Origin of the sequence: Streptomyces sp. XM4193 (genome assembly GCF_023072595.1) — a bacterium.
Taxonomy (GTDB): domain Bacteria; phylum Actinomycetota; class Actinomycetes; order Streptomycetales; family Streptomycetaceae; genus Streptomyces.
This window is the reverse complement of the sequence record NZ_JALLGK010000002.1, coordinates 810,135-828,561: the sequence shown is the minus strand read 5'-3', so window position 1 is coordinate 828,561 and position 18,427 is coordinate 810,135. Positions and strand designations below refer to the sequence as shown.

Below are 18,427 nucleotides of genomic sequence, written 5' to 3'. Positions count from 1 at the left end.
GAACTGCACTCCCGAAAGCTGTGCTCCCGAGGGCCGGAGCCCTCGGGAGCATCGCCACGGCAACGGAGCCGCGCGCGTCAGGAGGAGATCGGCGGACGGAGATCGGCCGGCAACTCACGCGCCGCCGCCCGGTCCAGCAGCCACAGGGTGCGGTCGCGCCCGTACGCACCGGCCGCCGGCGCCTGGAGCTCGCCCGCTCCGGAGAGGCTGAGCGCCGCCGCGCCCGCCTTGTCCTCACCGGCCGCCAGCAGCCACACCTCCCGGGCGCCGCGAACGGCCGGCAGTGTCAGGGAGATCCGGGTCGGCGGCGGCTTGGGCGCGCCGCGCACGCCCACCGCGATCCGCTCGGCCTCCCGCACCGCGGGCGACTCGGGGAAGAGCGAGGCGATGTGCGCATCGGGCCCGACGCCCAGCAGCAGCACGTCGAAGCCGGGTGCCGCCAGACCGGCCGGTGCCGCCTCGGCCAGCTCCGCGGCGTACGCGGCGGCGGCCGACTCGACGTCCGTACCGTGCGGGCCGTCCGGACCCGGCATCGAGTGCACTCGCGCGGGATCCAGCGGCACGCTGTCCAGCAGGGCGGCACGGGCCTGGGTGTCGTTGCGGTCGGGGTCGCCCGAGGGCAGATAGCGCTCGTCGCCCCACCACAGATCCAGCCGCGACCAGTCGACCGCGTCCCTGCCCGGTGAGGCGGCGAGCGCGGCGAGCACGCCGTTCCCGTTGCGACCGCCGGTCAGGACGACCGAGGCGGTGCCGCGCTCGCGCTGCGCCGTCACGAGCGTGGTCGCCAGTCGGGCCGCGGTAGTGGCGGCCATGTCCTCCTTGGAGGGATGGACGACCACCTGGGGCTCGGGCCTGCCGGTCATGAGCCTGCCTCCTTCCGCCCGCGCCCCGCCGCGCCGGCCGACTTCGCGCGCCCGCTTCCGGCCGCGCCGCTCTTCCCGCTGCTCTCGGCAGAGAGCTCGGCCCGGCTCTCGACGCGCTCCTGCCCGCCGGCCCCGGACTCGGACTGCGTATCGCCGGACCCGGTCCGCGAGCCCGTCCCGGTCGGCGTGCCGGCCCCGGTCTGCGTATCACCGGACCCGGTCTGCGAGCCGGTCCCGGGCGCCGACGCGGCGGGGCCCAACCGGTCGAGGCCGAAGCAGAGCGCCTCCTGGTACGTCTCGTCCGGATCGAGCCTGCGCAGCTCCTCGGCGATCAACTCCGCCGTCGTACGCCGGTGCAGGGCGACGTGGCGGTCCGGCTGGCCGGGGACGGCGAGCTCGGCGAGCCGCTCGTCCGGCCGGTCCAGGCAGATCTGACCCTCCGGTGTGCCCAGCCGCACCGCGGTGATGCCCGGACCCTCGGACACCACCCGGTCCACCGGCACCCCGAGCCTCGCGGCGAGCCAGAGAGCCAGCAGCTCGGTGCTGGGGTTGTACGCCTCGCCCTCCACGACGGCCTCGCTGATCGGGCCGTGCTTCTGGTCCAGCGCCGCGGCGAGCACGCTGCGCCAGGGCGTCACCCTGGTCCACGCCAGGTCGGTGTCGCCCGGGGCGTAGGACTTGGCGCGCGTCTCCAGGGCGGCGACCGGGTCCTCGCTGGCCGCCGCGTCGGTGATGCGGCGCTGGGCGAGCGTGCCGAGCAGATCCTCGGCCGGATTGACTGGGGCGTCCTCCGGCCACCAGACGACCACGGGGGCGTCGGGCAGCAGCAGCGGCAGCACCACGCTGTAGGCGTGCGCGGCCAACTCGCCGTGCAGGCGCAGCAGTACGGTCTCGCCGGTGCCGGTCTCGCCGCCCATCCGCACCTCGGCGTCGAGCTGGGCGCGGGCACGGGCACGCGGTGAGCGACCGGGCCGGCGGATCACCACGAGGATCCGGGAGGGGTGCTCCTTGGACGCGTCGCTCGCCGCCCGCAGCGCGTCGTAGTGGTTGCCCTCGTCGGTCACGATGACCAGCGTGAGCACCATGCCGACGGCTGGGAAGCCGGCGGCACGGCGGGTCCGCACCAGAGCCGCGTTGATCTGGCTCGATGTGGTGTCGGTGAGATTGGTGTTCATGGCCGGCGCCAGCTCCTACCGTCGCGCGCGAGCATCTCGTCGGCGGCCTTCGGCCCCCAGGTCCCCGCCACGTACGGCTCCGGCCTGCCGTGGGTGTCCCAGTACTCCTCGACCGGGTCGAGGATCTCCCAGGACCTCTCGACCTCCTGGTGGCGCGGGAAGAGGTTGGAGTCGCCGAGCAGCACGTCCAGGATCAGCCGCTCGTACGCCTCGGGACTGGACTCGGTGAAGGACTCTCCGTACGCGAAGTCCATGGTGACGTCGCGGATCTCCATGGAGGTGCCGGGCACCTTGGAGCCGAAGCGGATCGTCACGCCCTCGTCCGGCTGCACCCGGATGACCAGTGCGTTCTGGCCCAGCTCCTGGGTGTCGGTGGCGTTGAAGGGCGAGTACGGGGCTCGCTGGAAGACCACCGCGATCTCGGTGACCCGCCTGCCGAGCCGCTTGCCGGTGCGCAGATAGAACGGCACGCCCGCCCAGCGGCGGTTGTCGATCTCCAGCTTGATCGCGGCGAAGGTGTCGGTCTTGGAACGCGGGTCGATGCCGTCCTCGTCGAGGTAGCCGGGCACCTTCTCGCCGCCCTGCCAGCCCGCGGTGTACTGGCCGCGCACGGTGTGGCGGCCCAGGTCCTCCGGCAGCCGCACGGCGCGCAGCACCTTCAGCTTCTCCAGGAGCAGCGCCTTGGCGTCGAAGGAGGACGGCTCCTCCATCGCGGTCAGGGCGAGCAGCTGGAGCAGGTGGTTCTGGATGACGTCCCGGGCGGAGCCGATGCCGTCGTAGTAACCGGCCCGACCGCCGATGCCGATGTCCTCGGCCATGGTGATCTGCACATGGTCCACGTAGGACCTGTTCCACAGGGGCTCGAACATCGTGTTGGCGAACCGCAGCGCCAGGATGTTCTGGACGGTCTCCTTGCCCAGGTAGTGGTCGATCCGGAAGACCTGGCTGGCGCGGAAGACGCCGTAGACGACCTGGTTCAGCTCCTGGGCGCTCTTGAGGTCGTGGCCGAAGGGCTTCTCGACCACGGCTCTGCGCCAGGAGCCCTCGGGCGCGTCCGAGAGGCCGTGCTTCTTGAGCTGCTGCACGACGGTGGGGAAGAACTTGGGCGGCACGGAGAGGTAGAACGCGAAGTTCCCCCCGGTGCCGCGCTCCTTGTCCAGAGCCTCGATGGTGTCGCGCAGCCGGTCGAACGCCTCGTCGTCGTCGAAGACGCCCGGGACGAAGCGCATCCCCTGGGCCAGCTGCTCCCAGACCTCCGCCCGGAAGGGCGTGCGGGCGTGCTCCTCGACCGCTTCGCGCACGACCTCGGCGAAGTCCTCGTGCTCCCAGTCCCGGCGGGCGAACCCGACGAGGGAGAAGCCCGGTGGGAGAAGCCCGCGGTTGGCCAGGTCGTAGACCGCGGGCATCAGCTTCTTGCGGGAGAGATCACCGGTGACGCCGAAGATCACCAGGCCCGACGGCCCCGCGATGCGCGGGAGCCGTCGGTCCTGGGCGTCACGCAGCGGGTTGGCGTCGTCGACGCCGGATTCGCCGCTCAACTGTGTCAGCGCTCCTCGGGGGCGAGGCGGTTGAGTTCCTTCTCTGTGGAGGCCAGGAGGCTGTTCCACGGCTCCTCGAACTTCGCGACGGCCTGGTCCTCCAGCAGCTGGACCACCTCGTCGTAGGAGATGCCCAGCTTCTCCAGAGCGTCCAGGTCGGCCCGGGACTGCTCGTAGGTGCCGTGCACGGTGTCGCCGGTGATCTCGCCGTGGTCCTCGGTCGCCTCCAGGGTGGCCTCCGGCATGGTGTTGACCGTGCCGCGCACGACCAGCTCCGTGACGTAGAGGGTGTCCGGGTACGCCGGGTCCTTCACGCCCGTGGACGCCCACAGCGGACGCTGGGCGTTGGCGTTCTTGGTGGCGAGCGCCTGCCAGCGCGGCGAGTCGAGGACCTCCTCGAACGCTTGGTGGGCGAGGCGGGCGTTGGCGAGGGCGGCCTTGCCGCGCAGCGACTTGGCCTCCTCGGTGCCCAGCTCGTCGAGCCGCCGGTCGATCTCGGTGTCGACCCGGGAGACGAAGAAGGAGGCGACCGAGTGGATCTGGGAGACGTCCAGGCCCTTGGCGTCGGCCTTCTCCAGACCCGAGAGGTAGGCGTCCATCACCTCGCGGTAGCGCTCCAGCGAGAAGATCAGCGTGACGTTGACGCTGATGCCGTTGGCGATCACCTCGGTGATCGCGGGCAGGCCGGCCCTGGTGGCGGGGATCTTGATCAGCGTGTTCGGACGGTCCACCAGCCAGGCGAGCTGGCGGGCCTCGGCGACCGTGGCGGCGGTGTTGTGCGCCAGGCGGGGGTCGACCTCGATGGAGACCCGGCCGTCCCGGCCGCCGGTCGCCTCGTGGACCGGGCGCAGGATGTCGGCGGCGTCGCGCACATCGGCGGTCGTCACCATCCGTACGGCTTCCTCCGTGCCGACCCGGCGCACGGCCAGATCGGTCAGCTGCTGCTCGTACCCCTCACCGGCCGAGATCGCCTTCTGGAAGATCGCCGGGTTGGTGGTGACGCCGACGACGTTCTTCTGGTCGATGAGCTCGGCGAGGTTGCCCGACGTGATGCGCTCGCGCGACAGGTCGTCGAGCCAGATCGCGACGCCTTCCTCCGAGAGGCGGCCCAGTGCGTCTGTCATGGGTAATGCATCTCCTACGTAGCGTGTGTGTGCGTCAGCGCCGAGCGGCGGCGAGTGATTCCCGGGCCGCGGCGACGACCGCCTGCGAGGTGAGCCCGAACTCCTCGAACAGTTTCAGGTAGTCGGCCGAAGCACCGAAGTGCTCCAGCGAGACGAGCCGACCGGCGTCGCCCAGGTAGCGGTACCAGCTCTGCCCGACGCCGGCCTCGACCGCGACCCTGGCCCGGACCGAGGGCGGCAGCACGGAGTCGCGCCACTGCTGGTCCTGCTCCTGGAACCATTCCATGCAGGGCACCGAGACGACCCGGGTCGGCACGCCGGCCGCCTCCAGCTCCTCCCGGGCCTCCACCGCGAGCTGCACCTCGGAGCCGGTCGCCAGCAGCACCACCTGCGGATCGCCGTCGACGGCCTCGCGCAGCACGTAACCGCCCCTGGCGGCCTCGGGGTTGGCCTCGTAGGTCGGGACGTTCTGCCGGGTGAGCGCGATGCCGTGCGGAGCCGGCCGGTCGGAGTGCCGACGCAGGATCTCGGCCCAGACGGTGGCCGTCTCGTTGGCGTCGGCGGGGCGTACGACGTTCAGGCCGGGGATGGTGCGGAGCGCGGAGAGGTGCTCCACCGGCTGGTGGGTGGGGCCGTCCTCGCCGAGGCCGATGGAGTCGTGCGTCCACACGTAGGTGACCGGGGTGCGCATCAGCGCGGCGAGCCGCACCGCGGGGCGCATGTAGTCGGAGAACACCAGGAAGGTGCCGCCGTAGATCCGGGTGTTGCCGTGCAGGGCGACGCCGTTCATCACCGAGCCCATGGCGTGCTCGCGGATGCCGTAGTGGACGGTGCGGCCGTACGGGTCGGCCTCGGGCAGGCTGTTGCCCGCCGGGAGGAACGAAGTGTTCTCGATGGTGGTGTTGTTGGAGCCCGCGAGGTCGGCGGAGCCGCCCCACAGCTCGGGCAGCACCGGGCCGAGCGCCTTGAGCACCGCACCGCTCGCCTTGCGGGTGGCGACGTCCTTGCCTGCCTCGAAGGAGGGGAGCTGCTCCTCCCAGCCCTGCGGCAGCTCGCCGGCGCTGATCCGGTCGAACTCGGCGGCGCGCACGGCGTTGGCGCCGCGCCAGGCAGCGAGCTCCTTCTCCCACGCCTCGCGCGCCTCGCGCCCGCGGTCGAGCGCGGCGCGGGTGTGGGCGATGACGGCGTCGTCCACCTGGAAGCTCTGCTCCGGGTCGAAGCCGAGGACGCGCTTGGTCTCGGCGACCTCCTCGGCGCCGAGTGCCGAGCCGTGCGCGGCCTCGGTGTTCTGCGCGTTCGGCGCCGGCCAGGCGATGATCGAGCGAGCGGCGATCAGCGAGGGGCGGCCCGTTTCGGCCCGTGCCGCGACCAGTGCGCGGTAGAGGCCCTCGGGGTCGAGGTCGCCGTTCTCCTGCTGCTCGACGCGCTGGACGTGCCAGCCGTACGCCTCGTAGCGGGCGAGGGTGTCCTCGGAGACGGCGGTCTCGGTGTCACCCTCGATGGAGATGTGGTTGTCGTCCCAGAGCATGACGAGGTTGCCGAGCTTCTGGTGGCCGGCGAGCGAGGACGCTTCGGCGGCCACGCCCTCCTGGAGGCAGCCGTCGCCGGCGAACACCCAGATGGTGTGGTCGAAGGGGGACTCGCCCTCGGCGGTCTCCGGGTCGAAGAGCCCGCGCTCGTAGCGTGCGGCCATGGCCATGCCGACGGCGTTGCCGATGCCCTGGCCGAGCGGGCCGGTGGTCGTCTCCACTCCGGTGGTGTGACCGACCTCCGGGTGGCCCGGGGTCTTGCTGTCCCAGGTGCGGAAGGACTTGAGGTCCTCCAGCTCCAGGCCGTAACCGGCGAGGTAGAGCTGGATGTAGAGGGTGAGGCTGGAGTGGCCGACGGACAGCACGAACCGGTCGCGGCCGGTCCAGTCGGCCACCGCCGGGTCGTGGCGCATGACCTTCTGGAAGAGGACGTGCGCGGCGGGCGCGAGACTCATCGCGGTGCCGGGGTGTCCGTTGCCCACCTTCTGCACGGCGTCCATCGCCAGGATCCGGGCGGTGTCGACGGCGCGCTGGTCCAATTCGGTCCACTCGAACGCCTGCGCGTCCGACTCGGTCTCTGTGATGGTCGGCTTGATGCTCACCCTGGCTCAGGGCTCCTCTCACACAAACGAAAAGCCGGCGGCCTTCTCCTTCACCCGGCGCACTCGAGCCTACCCCCGCGCCGGGGCGGCGGTTCCCGGCGTTCGTACCGTGGTACGGGCGTGCTGAGCACGCCGTTCGGGCCGCTCTGCGCGGCGATCCGGGCGCGGTCGGCGACACCGTCACCGGGTGCGGCGGACTCCGCTCCCCCGGCCCCGACGCTCGATCGTGTACGAATTCCCCGGCGCACCTGCGCGGTGGGAACAGCGTTCGAGCGCGAGAGAACGGGAGGACGAAGGACGGGCGGGAGCGGGCACCGGGCCGGGACGCACTCCGCCGGCGGCGCCCGGCAGGGTCCTCCGGCATCCTTCCGTCCCCTTCGGCGGCGACCGTCCGCGCCGCCGTACGCAACGCCGTGCGCACCCCCGCCCGCACCGGTCGGTGTACGGGGTCGGCACCGGGCCGTGCGGCGCGCGGTCCTGCCGACGGACGAGGCCGCGCGGCGCCCCGGGCGGTGTGCGCGGAAGCGCCAACCCGACCACCCCGGCGCCGAGTCGGGTATGGCGTACGTCTAAAGTGGCGTGGTATGCGCGAGCCCTGCGGGGACGGAACCCCCTGGTGCTCGACGGTTTCTCGCGGCGCCTGCCGCGGATGTCACTTGATTCAGGGGTGTTCGTGACGGACGTCGAATCCCGTCCCGCGGGAGTGATCGCTGCGGGGCCGGCACCAGCGGCCCACCGGCCCTCACTGATGGCAAAGGTCAAGGCGTACGTCGCGCTCACCAAGCCCCGCATCATCGAGCTGCTGCTCATCACCACGGTCCCGGTGATGTTCCTGGCGGCGCAGGGTGTGCCCGACCTGTGGCTGGTTCTGGTGACCTGCGTCGGCGGGTATCTCTCCGCCGGCGGCGCCAACGCGCTCAACATGTACATCGACCGCGACATCGACGCGCTCATGTCCAGGACCGCCCAGCGGCCGCTGGTCACCGGGGTGCTGACGCCCCGCCAGGGTCTGGTCTTCGGACTGACCCTCGCGGTCGTGTCCACCCTGTGGTTCGGTCTGCTGGTCAACTGGCTCTCCGCCGCGCTCGCGCTCGGCGCGCTGCTGTTCTACGTGCTCGTCTACACGATGCTGCTCAAGCGCCGCACCTCGCAGAACATCATCTGGGGCGGGATCGCCGGCTGCATGCCGGTGCTGATCGGCTGGTCCTCGGTCACCAACGAGGTCAGCTGGGCCGCCGTGGTCCTCTTCATGGTCATCTTCTTCTGGACGCCGCCGCACTACTGGCCGCTGTCGATGAAGGTCAAGGAGGACTACGCCCGCGTGGGCGTCCCGATGCTGCCGGTCATCGCCTCCAACCGCGTGGTCGCCCGGCAGATCGTCCTCTACAGCTGGGTCATGGTCGCGGTGTCGCTGACCCTGTGGCCGCTGGGCTACGTGGGCTGGTTCTACACCGCCGTCGCGCTGGCCGCGGGCGGTTGGTGGCTCTGGGAGGCACACGCCTTGCAGAACAGGGCGAAGGCCGGGGCAGCGGGCGCCAAGCTCAAGGAGATGCGCCTCTTCCACTGGTCGATCACCTATGTCTCGCTGATCTTCGTCGCGGTGGCGATCGATCCTTTCGTGCGCTGATCCGTCGGCCCTTCGCGGCTTCCGGCTCCGCCGACGCCACGGCCCCTCGCCTTTCGGGCGGGGGGCCGTTCGCGTCCCGCCCGAACGGCGAGGGGCACGCTCCACCCGCCCGCGCTCGTCCGCCGGAGTCCGTGTCGTCCCGTCGCGCCGAGGCCGCTGTCCGCAGGAGGGAGTGGCGCAAACCACCCGCAGGCACGTCGCCGGATGATCTACCCACGGGTAGCATCAGCGCATGGCAGAGACGAAGCAGGCTGACGAGAGCGGGAGCCGCGCGAGCCGTACCAAGGCGGATCGCCAGGCGGCCCGACTGGCCAAGCAGATCGACGCGTTCGCCAGGAGTCACGGCGGCAGCGCGGAAGGACAGGTCGCCTACCTCGGCCAGCGGGGCGCCCGCATCGTCCTGGTCGGCGAGAACGGCGAGTGGGGCGATCTGGTGGCCACCAGCCACGAGATCGCCGTACAGGCCGTGGAGCGCGCCGGCATCACCGTCCACAAGGACTTCGACGGCGCCTTCGCCGCCCGGGTGCGGACCGGCCCGTACGAGTGGTCGCGGATGGCCGGGATGCAGATCGGCGGCCCCGACAACGGCTGAGCGCCGGAACCGAGTACGTGCAAGGGGCGTGCCTGCCGGATCTCCGGCGGACACGCCCCTTGCACGTGCTTCAGCGGCGGCTCACGCCGAGGCCGGCTCCGGCTCCGACGCCCGGTCCGCCGGAAGGTCGGCGGTGGGCGGCACCGGGGCCGCACCGCGCTCGCGGAGCGAGACCAGTACGCGCACCACCGCGATCCACACCAGGGTCGAGCCGAGCAGATGGATGCCGACCAGCAGCTCCGGGGAGTCCAGGAAGTACTGCGCGTAGCCCACCAGGACCTGGGAGGCGAGGACCACCAGCAGCTCCGTGACACGGGCCCGCGGGCCGCGCGGCGCGTCGACCACGCGCAGCAGCACCCACAGCGCGACCGCCAGCGCCACCACCAGCCAGGCGAACGCCGAGTGGATCCGGGTGATCAGCTCCCAGTCGACGGGGATGCGCGGTACGTCGCTGCTGTCCCCCGCGTGCTGCCCGGCACCGGTGACCACCGTGCCCACCACGATCAGCGCCACCGCCGCCGCCGTCATTGCGACGGCCAGCTGCCGCACCCGCGGGCCGACCAGCGGACGCGGCGGCTCGTCGCCCTCGCGCGCCCGCTCCCAGGTCACCAGCGTCACCGTGATCAGTGAGGTGGCGAGGAGGAAGTGGCCGGCGACGGTGTACGGGTTGAGGCCGGTCAGCACCGTGACGCCGCCGACGACCGCGTTCGCCATCACGATCCAGAACTGCGCCCAGGCGAGGCGGGTCAGGCCGGTACGGCGTGGTTTGACGCTGCGCGCCGCGATGATCGCCCAGCCGACGGCCGCGCAGAGCACGTAGGTGAGCATCCGGTTGCCGAACTCGATCGCCCCGTGCAGACCCATCTCCTGGGTTGCGAAGAGGCTGTCGTCGGTGCACTTGGGCCAGGTGTCGCAGCCGAGCCCGGAACCGGTCAGACGCACCGCGCCGCCGGTCACCACGATCACCACGCTCATCACCACGGCGGCGAGGGCGGCCCGCGCGAGAATGCGCGGGGAGGGGGTCCAACGCGCGGCGATGTACGCGAGCGGGTTGCGTACCAGAGCAGACATCTTCGACACGGGCCCATCGTAGGACCACGCTTGTGCACGCTTTCACGAGGGGTCCCCGACGGTGTGCCCACCACGCACCGAAGGCGCGTGACGGGCCGCACGTCCGAAACGGCCCCCGGGCGGCGCACGCTCCGGCGGGGCCGGGAGCCGGGGCCCGAATCGGGGTGCCCGGGGAACGGCGAGCCCGTCCGGTCCGGTGGCGGCCGGACGGGCTGCCGACCCGTGCGGTCAGCGTCCGCGGAACTTCCGGTAGCGCTCCACCAGTGCGCTGGTGGAGGAGTCCAGGCCCGCCACCCGGTCGCCTTCGGTCAGGGCGGGCTCAAGCCGCTTGGCCAGCACCTTGCCGAGCTCCACGCCCCACTGGTCGAAGGAGTCGATGCCCCAGATCGCACCCTGCACGAACACCTTGTGCTCGTAGAGCGCGACCAGCTGGCCGAGCACGGACGGGGTGAGACTGCCCGCGAGCACCGTGGTGGTCGGCCGGTTGCCCGGGAAGGTGCGGTGCGGCACCAGCTCCTGCGGCACCCCCTCGGCGCGCACCTCCTCGGCCGTCTTGCCGAAGGCGAGCGCCTGGCCCTGGGCGAAGAGGTTGGCCATCAGCAGATCGTGCTGGTCGCGCAGGGCGCCCAGCTCCTCGACCGGCTCGGCGAAGCCGATCAGATCCGCGGGGATCAACCGGGTGCCCTGGTGCAGCAGTTGGAAGTACGCGTGCTGGCCGTTGGTGCCCGGGGTGCCCCACACCACGGGGCCGGTGTGCCAGTCGACGGGCCGGCCCTCCCGGTCGACGCGCTTGCCGTTGGACTCCATGTCCAGCTGCTGGAGGTACGCGGTGAACCGCGAGAGGTAGTGCGAGTAGGGCAGCACCGCGTGCGCGTGCGCGTCGAAGAACCCGCCGTACCAGACTCCCAGCAGGGCCAGCAGCATCGGCGCGTTGCGGGCGGGCGGCGCGGTGCGGAAGTGCTCGTCCATCAGCCGGAAGCCGTCGAGCATCTCCCGGAACCGGGTGGGTCCGATCGCCACCATCAGCGACAGGCCGATCGCGGAGTCGTAGGAGTAGCGTCCGCCGACCCAGTCCCAGAACTCGAACATGTTGGCCGTGTCGATGCCGAAGTCCGACACCTGCTCGGCGTTGGTCGACACCGCGACGAAGTGCCGGGCCACCGCCTCCTCGCCGGCTCCGAGCCCGTCGAGCAGCCAGCGGCGCGCCGCCTTGGCGTTGGTGATGGTCTCGATGGTGGTGAAGGTCTTGGAGGCGACGATGAACAGCGTCCGCGCGGGGTCCAGATCGCGTACGGCCTCGTGCAGGTCCGCGCCGTCCACGTTGGAGACGAAGCGGAAGTCCAACTCGCGTGCGCTGTAGGGGCGCAGCACCTCCTGCGCCATGGCCGGGCCGAGGTCCGAGCCCCCGATGCCGATGTTGACCACGGTGCGGATGCGCTGCCCGGTGTGGCCGGTCCACTCCCCCGACCGCACCCGGTCGGCGAACTCGGCCATCCGGTCCAGGACTTGGTGGACGGCGGGTACGACGTCGACGCCGTCCACCTCGACGACCTCGCCGCGCGGGGCGCGCAGGGCGGTGTGCAGCACCGCGCGGTTCTCCGTGTTGTTGATCCGCTCGCCGCGGAACATCGCGTCGCGCAGCCCGGCGACGCCGGTGGCGTCCGCCAGCGCGGTCAGCCGCCGCAGCGTCTCGTCGGTGACCAGGTGCTTGGAGTAGTCGAGATGGAGGTCCCCGACCTCCAACGAGAGTCGGTCGGCGCGATGCGGATCGGTCGCGAAGAGCTCCCGCAGCCCCACCTCGCCCAGCACCGCACGGTGGTCTGCCAGTGCGGCCCACTCCGGCAGCCGGTCGAGCCGCTCGCGGTCGGCCGCGTCGTGTGCGTTCATCAGAGAATCCAGCTCATTCCTCGTGTGCGTACCCCGCCGCGGCCCAACCTAATGGAGAACGACCCCGGCCGCGCACTCCCGAGGGGAGGCACGGCCGGGGTGTTCAACAGGGGTTCGCCGGGGCGCCGTCGCGCGGCCATCCGGCGCGCACGCCGCGCACGACTCCCGCACGGGGGCGGGGAGTTCGAGGTCGCCGCGGGGTCAGACCTCGCCGCGGAGCTTCGCGAGGGCCTCGGCGAGGATGGCCTCGCCGTCGGCGTCGGTGCGACGCTCCCGCACGTAGGCGAGGTGCGTCTTGTACGGCTCGGTGCGCGGCGGGTCCGGCGGATTGTCCTGGTCCTTGCCCGCGGGGAAACCGCACCGCGGGCAGTCCCACGTCTCGGGGACCTGTGCGTCACCGGCGAAACTCGGCTGTGTCTCATGCCCGTTGGAGCACCAGAAGGAGATTCTCAGCCTGGGCGCCGCATCGCCGCGCTCGGCCTCGCCCATCGGTCCGGCGCCCACTCGGCTGCCACGGATCGCGTTGCCACCTGCCACGGTCGTAACTCCCTGCCTCGTGACTCCTCCCCCGCTCGGCGGGGGCTTCTCACCGGCCACTCGCTCACCGTGCGGGCGACCGCGCGACGGACAGGCACTGCCCGGTGCCGTGAGGCACGCCACAGAGCTTAGCAGGCCCGATTCCGCAACCGGAGGGATGAATTCGCCATCAGGACGAAGGAGGCAGAACGGGGCCCACCGACTCGAATCCGACAGTGTGCAGGCTCAGTTGCTCTTCATCATGATGCCGAGCGCCACGATGATGGCGGCCCACACCAGGGCGACCACGATGGTGATGCGGTCGAGGTTCCGCTCGGCGACCGAGGAGCCGCCGACGGAGGACTGCATGCCACCGCCGAACATGTCGGAGAGCCCGCCGCCCTTCCCCTTGTGCATGAGGACCAGCAGCACCAGCAAGCCACTGAAGATAAGCAGGGCGATCGACAGACCCAATTCCACGGCTGGACCAACTCTCTCGGGCTTCACAGAAGACGTACGGACAGATCAATCGGGGCCGGGCGCGGGGCCCGGCCCCGACAGGGTACGACGGGTGGGACCGCTGAGCCTAGCGGCCCGGTTCTTCCCGGGCCGCCGCCGCTTCGGTCCCGCGACCTCTACTGGTCGCGAAAACGGACGATCTTGACGAACTCGTCCACATCCAGCGCGGCACCGCCGACCAGCGCGCCGTCCACGTCCGGCTGCGCCATGATCGCCGCGACGTTGCCGCCCTTGACCGAACCGCCGTACTGGATACGGACCTTGTCGGCCAGCTCCTGGCTGTAGAGCTCGGCCAGGCGTCCGCGGATCGCACCGCAGACCTCCTGGGCGTCCTCGGGGGTCGCGACCTCGCCGGTGCCGATCGCCCACACCGGCTCGTAGGCGATCACGATCGTCTCGGCGTCCTCGGCCGCGACGCCCTCCAGCGCCCCGTCGACCTGGGCGAGGGTGTGCGCGACCTGGTTGCCCGCCTTGCGCACCTCGAGGCCTTCGCCGACGCACAGGATCGGGGTGATCCCGTGGCGGTGGGCGGCCTTGACCTTCGCGTTGCAGACCGCCTCGTCCTCGCCGTGGTACTGGCGGCGCTCGGAGTGGCCGATCACGGCGAAGGTGCAGTTCAGCTTGGCCAGCATCGGCCCCGAGACCTCTCCGGTGTAGGCACCGGAGTCCTGGGCCGAGATGTCCTGCGAACCGTAGGTGATCTTCAACTTGTCGCCGTCCACCAGCGTCTGCACGGAGCGCAGGTCGGTGAAGGGGGGCAGCACGACGACGTCGGTGCCCTCGTAGTCCGTGTCGGCGAGGGCGAAGGCGAGCTTCTGGACGTGGGCGATGGCCTCGAGGTGGTTGAGGTTCATCTTCCAGTTGCCCGCCATGATGGGCGTACGGGAACTCACGGTGTTCAGTCCTCCAGTGCGGCGAGGCCGGGGAGCGTCTTGCCCTCGAGGTACTCGAGGCTCGCGCCGCCGCCGGTCGAGATGTGGCCGAATGCGTTCTCGTCGAAGCCCAGCAGCCGGACCGCGGCGGCGCTGTCGCCGCCGCCGACGACCGTGAAGGCCGAGCTGTCCAACAGCCCCTGGGCGACGGCACGGGTGCCCTCGGCGTAGTCGGGGTGCTCGAAGACGCCCATCGGACCGTTCCAGAAGACGGTCTCGGCGTCGGCGAGCTTCGAGGCGTAGAGCTCCTGGGTCCTGGGACCGATGTCCAGGCCCATCAGGTCGGCCGGGATGGCGTCGGCGTCCACCGTCGCCGGGTGGGCCGGTGCCTTGGTCTTGAGGTCGGGGAACTCGCTCGCGCCGACCACGTCGACGGGCAGCACGAACTCCACGCCCTTGTCCTTCGCCCGCGCCAGGTACTCCTGGACGGCCGGCACCTGGTCCTCCTGGAGCAGCGACGAACCGACCTCGTGGCCCTGGGCCTTGAGGAAGGTGTACGCCATGCCGCCGCCGATCAGGATGCGGTCGGCGCGCTCCAGCAGATGGTCGATGACCAGCAGCTTGTCGGAGACCTTCGCGCCGCCCAGCACCACCGCGTACGGCCGGCTGACGTCGTCGGTCAGCTTCTTCAGGACGTTCACCTCGGTGGCGATCAGACCGCCGGCGGCGTGCGGAAGCCGCGCCGGGAGGTCGTAGACCGAGGCGTGCCTGCGGTGCACGGCACCGAAGCCGTCACCGACGTAGAGGTCGGCCAGCTCGGCCAACCGGTCGGCGAACGCGCCGCGTTCGGCGTCGTCCTTGGAGGTCTCGCCGGCCTGGAAGCGGAGGTTCTCCAGCAGCGTAACCCCGCCGTCGCCCAGTGAGGCGACGGTGGCCTTCGCGCTGTCCCCCACCGTGTCGGTGGCGAACGCGACCTCGCGGCCGAGCAGTTGACCCAGCCGCTGCGCCACCGGCGCGAGCGAGAACCGGGGGTCCGGCGCGCCCGCGGGGCGGCCGAGGTGCGAGGCGACGACGACCCTGGCGCCGGCCTCGGCCAGCCTGGTGATCGTCGGAACGGCGGCACGGATGCGGCCGTCGTCGGTGATGGTCTCCCCGTCCAGCGGGACGTTGAGGTCCGCACGGACGAAGACGCGCCGGCCGGCGACGCCGTCCTCGACGAGCTCGTCGATCGTCTTCATGGTTTCTGACTCCTTGAGTGAGGGCCGGACACGACACCGGGCCCGCACAGCGCGTGTGCGCCGCGCGGGCCCGGTGCTGTCACGTCTCGGTGCCTGAAGGGCGAACCGCGATCAGAGCTGACCGCCGACGAAGACCGTGAGGTCGACGAGACGGTTCGAGTAGCCCCACTCGTTGTCGTACCAGCCGACGACCTTGACCTGCTTGCCCTGGACCATGGTGAGCCCGGAGTCGAAGGTGCAGGAGGCCGGCCAGTTGACGATGTCCGAGGAGACGATGGCGTCCTCGGTGTACTCCAGGATTCCCTTGAGCTGGCCCTCGGCCGCCTTCTGGAAGGCGGCGTTGATCTCGTCGCGCGAGACCTCGCGGTCCAGCTCCAGCACCAGGTCGGTGACCGAACCGGTGGGGACCGGCACGCGCATGGCGATGCCGTCCAGCTTGCCCTTGAGCTGCGGGAGGACCAGAGCGGTGGCCTTGGCGGCACCCGTCGAGGTCGGAATGATGTTCTCCGCGGCGGCGCGGGCGCGGCGCAGGTCCTTGTGCGGGAAGTCCAGGATGCGCTGGTCGTTGGTGTAGGCGTGGACCGTGGTCATCATGCCCTTGACGATGCCGAAGCTCTCGTCGAGCACCTTGGCCATGGGCGCCACACAGTTGGTGGTGCAGGAGGCGTTGGAGACGACGTGGTGGTTGGCCGCGTCGTACTTGTCCTGGTTGACGCCCATCACGATGGTGATGTCCTCGTCCTTGGCCGGAGCCGAGATGAGGACCTTCTTCGCACCGGCGGCGAGGTGCTTGGCGGCGTCCTCGCGCTTGGTGAAGATACCGGTGGACTCGATGACGATGTCGGCGCCCAGCTCGCCCCAGGGGAGGTTGGCCGGGTCGCGCTCGGCCATCGTCCTGAAGGTCTGGTTGCCGACGGTGATCGTGTCGTCGGTGTGGCTGACGTCCTGCTTGAGACGGCCCAGGATGCTGTCGTACTTGAGCAGGTGAACCAGGGTCGCGTTGTCGGTCAGGTCGTTGACACCGACGATCTCGACATCCGCTCCCTGCTCCAGGAGGGCGCGGAAGTAGTTGCGACCGATGCGGCCAAAGCCGTTGATGCCTACGCGGATCGTCACGAACCGATCTCCTCGTTGGGTACGCCGGTGCGGACACCGACGAAGGGTTGTATGGGATGTCCCCGACCACTTCCGACCCTACCGCGCCGGTCCCGGGCGGGTGACATCGGCCGCCCCCACGATTCCGGCCCGGGCGCGGGCCCGGGCCGGACAGGTGGAAGGCGTCGACGTCAGCCGACCATCTCCTCGGTGAGACTGGACTCCGTGCCGGGAATGCCGAGGTCTCCGGCGCGCTTGTCGGCCATCGCCAGCAGCCGGCGGATACGGCCCGCGACCGCGTCCTTGGTCAGCGGCGGGTCCGCCAGCGCGCCGAGCTCCTCCAGCGAGGCCTGCTTGTGCTCCATGCGCAGCCGGCCGGCGGCGGCGAGGTGCTCGGGCACGTCGTCGGCGAGGATCTCCAGCGCGCGCTGGACCCTGGCACCGGCGGCGACGGCCGCGCGCGCCGAGCGGCGCAGGTTGGCGTCGTCGAAGTTGGCCAGGCGGTTGGCGGTGGCGCGCACCTCCCGGCGCATCCGGCGCTCCTCCCAGGAGAGCACCGACTCGTGGGCGCCGAGCCTGGTCAGCAGCGCGCCGATGGCGTCGCCGTCGCGCACCACGACGCGGTCCACGCCCCGCACCTCGCGCGCCTTGGCGCCGATCTGGAGCCGGCGGGCGGCGCCGACCAGCGCGAGGGCCGCCTCCGGCCCGGGGCAGGTGACCTCCAGGGAGGACGAGCGGCCCGGCTCGGTGAGCGAGCCGTGGGCCAGGAAAGCGCCGCGCCACGCGGCTTCGGCGTCACAGGTCGCCCCCGAGACGACCTGCGGCGGGAGCCCGCGGATGGGACGGCCCCGACCGTCCACCAGCCCGGTCTGACGGGCGAGTTGGTCACCGCCGGCCACCACCCGCACCACGTACCGGCTGCCCCTGCGCAGCCCGCCGGGAGCCATCACCACGAGGTCGGAGGCGTGGCCGAAGATCTCCAGAATGTCCTTGCGCAACCTGCGCGCCGCGATACCGGTGTCCAGCTCCGCCTCGATCACGATGCGGCCGCTCACCAGGTGCAGGCCCCCCGCGAAACGCAGGATCGACGAGACCTCCGATTTGCGGCAGCAGGTCCTGGTGACGGGGAGCCGGGAGATTTCATCCTTCACCGCTGCCGTCATCGCCATGGGCCGATCCTTCCGTGCATCCGAAAAATACGGTCGTACGCGGCTGCCAGCAGCTCAGGGTCGTGCCGGGGAGCTCCGTCGGGAGCGGCCACCGCAGCAAGCTCCACGGTGCCGCCGAGCAACTCGGCGGCCTGCCGAAGGCTTTCCTGATCGGGCACTGTGTCCTGATCCGCCAGAACCACGTCGAAGGCGAGTTTAGGGGCGTGTCGGGCCAAAACCTCCAAATGACGCTGCGGAGAGAAGCCCTCAGTTTCGCCGGGCTGCGGAGCGAGGTTCAGCGAGAGCACTCTTCGGGCCTTCGTCTCGACCAGCGCCTGCAGCAGCTCGGGCACCAGCAGATGCGGAATGACCGAGGAGAACCAGGAGCCCGGGCCGACCACGACCCAGTCGGCGTCGAGCACCGCCGCGACCGCCTCGGGCACCGCGGGCGGGTCGTCGGGAACCAGCCGCACCTCCTGCACCTCGCCGGGGGTGAGCGCCACGGTCGCCTGACCGCGCACGACGGCCAACTCCTCGGGGCGGGCCGGGTCGTGGCCGCGCACCTCGGCCTGGAGCTCCAGCGGCACGGCGGACATCGGCAGCACCCTGCCGTGCGCGCCGAGCAGCTTGCCGACCAGGTCCAGCGCCGCGACGTGGTCGCCCAGCTGCTCCCAGAGCGCGACGATCAGCAGGTTTCCGACGGCGTGGCCCTGGAGGTCGCCCTCCCCGCTGAAGCGGTGCTGGACCACCCGGGACCAGGTCTGGCCCCACTCGTCGTCGCCGCAGAGCGCGGCCAGCGCCTTGCGCAGGTCCCCGGGGGGCAGTACGTCCAGCTCGTCGCGGATGCGCCCGCTGGAGCCGCCGTCGTCGGCGACGGTGACGACGGCGGTCAGGTCACCGGTGATCCTGCGCAGCGCGGTGAGCGAGGCGGACAGCCCCATCCCGCCGCCGAGGGCGACCACCTTGGGCTGGCCCTTGAGCCCCGGCAGGAGCTTGCGGCGTCGCAGCCGCAGCGAACGACCGGTCACAGT

General features: G+C 71.3%; 16 protein-coding genes. 2 read left to right on the top strand and 14 right to left on the bottom strand.

From position 1 onward, the window contains the following. Positions 1–77 precede the first annotated feature (77 nt). From pgl to tkt, 5 genes are read right to left on the bottom strand one after another with little or no spacing between them, the layout of a single operon-like run. Complete coding sequence (gene pgl / locus MTQ01_RS10785; RefSeq protein ID WP_247488978.1) at positions 78–863, bottom strand: 6-phosphogluconolactonase; 786 nt, start codon at positions 861–863, stop codon at positions 78–80. Further along, positions 860–2,038 carry a glucose-6-phosphate dehydrogenase assembly protein OpcA gene (gene opcA, locus MTQ01_RS10780; protein WP_247488976.1) on the bottom strand — a complete coding sequence of 393 codons (1,179 nt, stop codon included), beginning with the start codon at positions 2,036–2,038 and terminating at the stop codon, positions 860–862. Before opcA ends, pgl begins: the two co-directional genes overlap by 4 nt. Next, on the bottom strand, positions 2,035–3,576 hold the full coding sequence (gene zwf / locus MTQ01_RS10775; protein ID WP_247488974.1) for a glucose-6-phosphate dehydrogenase: 1,542 nt from the start codon (positions 3,574–3,576) through the stop codon (positions 2,035–2,037). Before zwf ends, opcA begins: the two co-directional genes overlap by 4 nt. 5 nt (positions 3,577–3,581) lie before the next feature. Next, a complete protein-coding gene (tal, locus tag MTQ01_RS10770) occupies positions 3,582–4,700 on the bottom strand; it encodes a transaldolase (RefSeq protein WP_247488972.1) in 1,119 nt (372 codons plus the stop codon). A gap of 34 nt (positions 4,701–4,734) precedes the next feature. After that, positions 4,735–6,831: a transketolase gene (tkt, locus tag MTQ01_RS10765; RefSeq protein WP_247488970.1), complete on the bottom strand. Its 2,097-nt coding sequence runs from the start codon at positions 6,829–6,831 to the stop codon at positions 4,735–4,737. A 673-nt stretch (positions 6,832–7,504) separates the two neighbouring features. Here tkt and MTQ01_RS10760 point away from each other — a divergent pair. After that, on the top strand, positions 7,505–8,458 hold the full coding sequence (locus MTQ01_RS10760; protein ID WP_247488969.1) for a heme o synthase: 954 nt from the start codon (positions 7,505–7,507) through the stop codon (positions 8,456–8,458). 232 nt (positions 8,459–8,690) lie between these two features. Continuing rightward, positions 8,691–9,050, top strand: coding sequence for a hypothetical protein (locus tag MTQ01_RS10755; RefSeq protein WP_247488968.1), 360 nt, complete (start codon positions 8,691–8,693; stop codon positions 9,048–9,050). 81 nt (positions 9,051–9,131) lie between these two features. Here the strand turns inward: MTQ01_RS10755 and MTQ01_RS10750 are convergent, their stop codons facing one another. From MTQ01_RS10750 to yvcK, 9 genes are all read right to left on the bottom strand, one after another. Beyond that, positions 9,132–10,121 carry a heme A synthase gene (locus tag MTQ01_RS10750; protein ID WP_247489222.1) on the bottom strand — a complete coding sequence of 330 codons (990 nt, stop codon included), beginning with the start codon at positions 10,119–10,121 and terminating at the stop codon, positions 9,132–9,134. A gap of 228 nt (positions 10,122–10,349) precedes the next feature. Then, the gene (gene pgi, locus MTQ01_RS10745; protein ID WP_247488966.1) at positions 10,350–12,008 is read right to left on the bottom strand and encodes a glucose-6-phosphate isomerase; all 1,659 of its coding nucleotides are present in this window, start codon (positions 12,006–12,008) and stop codon (positions 10,350–10,352) included. Positions 12,009–12,209: 201 nt separating this feature from the next. Then, positions 12,210–12,545, bottom strand: coding sequence for an RNA polymerase-binding protein RbpA (locus tag MTQ01_RS10740; protein WP_308294382.1), 336 nt, complete (start codon positions 12,543–12,545; stop codon positions 12,210–12,212). 225 nt (positions 12,546–12,770) lie between these two features. After that, on the bottom strand, positions 12,771–12,998 hold the full coding sequence (secG, locus tag MTQ01_RS10735) for a preprotein translocase subunit SecG (protein ID WP_211038887.1): 228 nt from the start codon (positions 12,996–12,998) through the stop codon (positions 12,771–12,773). A 161-nt stretch (positions 12,999–13,159) separates the two neighbouring features. Beyond that, positions 13,160–13,936: a triose-phosphate isomerase gene (gene tpiA, locus MTQ01_RS10730; RefSeq protein WP_247488964.1), complete on the bottom strand. Its 777-nt coding sequence runs from the start codon at positions 13,934–13,936 to the stop codon at positions 13,160–13,162. Positions 13,937–13,941: 5 nt separating this feature from the next. After that, positions 13,942–15,153: a phosphoglycerate kinase gene (pgk, locus tag MTQ01_RS10725; RefSeq protein WP_247488962.1), complete on the bottom strand. Its 1,212-nt coding sequence runs from the start codon at positions 15,151–15,153 to the stop codon at positions 13,942–13,944. Between the two features lie 111 nt (positions 15,154–15,264). Continuing rightward, the gene (gene gap / locus MTQ01_RS10720) at positions 15,265–16,269 is read right to left on the bottom strand and encodes a type I glyceraldehyde-3-phosphate dehydrogenase (protein WP_247488960.1); all 1,005 of its coding nucleotides are present in this window, start codon (positions 16,267–16,269) and stop codon (positions 15,265–15,267) included. Between the two features lie 170 nt (positions 16,270–16,439). Next, on the bottom strand, positions 16,440–17,417 hold the full coding sequence (gene whiA / locus MTQ01_RS10715; RefSeq protein WP_247488958.1) for a DNA-binding protein WhiA: 978 nt from the start codon (positions 17,415–17,417) through the stop codon (positions 16,440–16,442). Next, positions 17,408–18,424: a uridine diphosphate-N-acetylglucosamine-binding protein YvcK gene (gene yvcK, locus MTQ01_RS10710; RefSeq protein ID WP_247489218.1), complete on the bottom strand. Its 1,017-nt coding sequence runs from the start codon at positions 18,422–18,424 to the stop codon at positions 17,408–17,410. Before yvcK ends, whiA begins: the two co-directional genes overlap by 10 nt. Between the last annotated feature and the right edge of the window lie 3 nt (positions 18,425–18,427).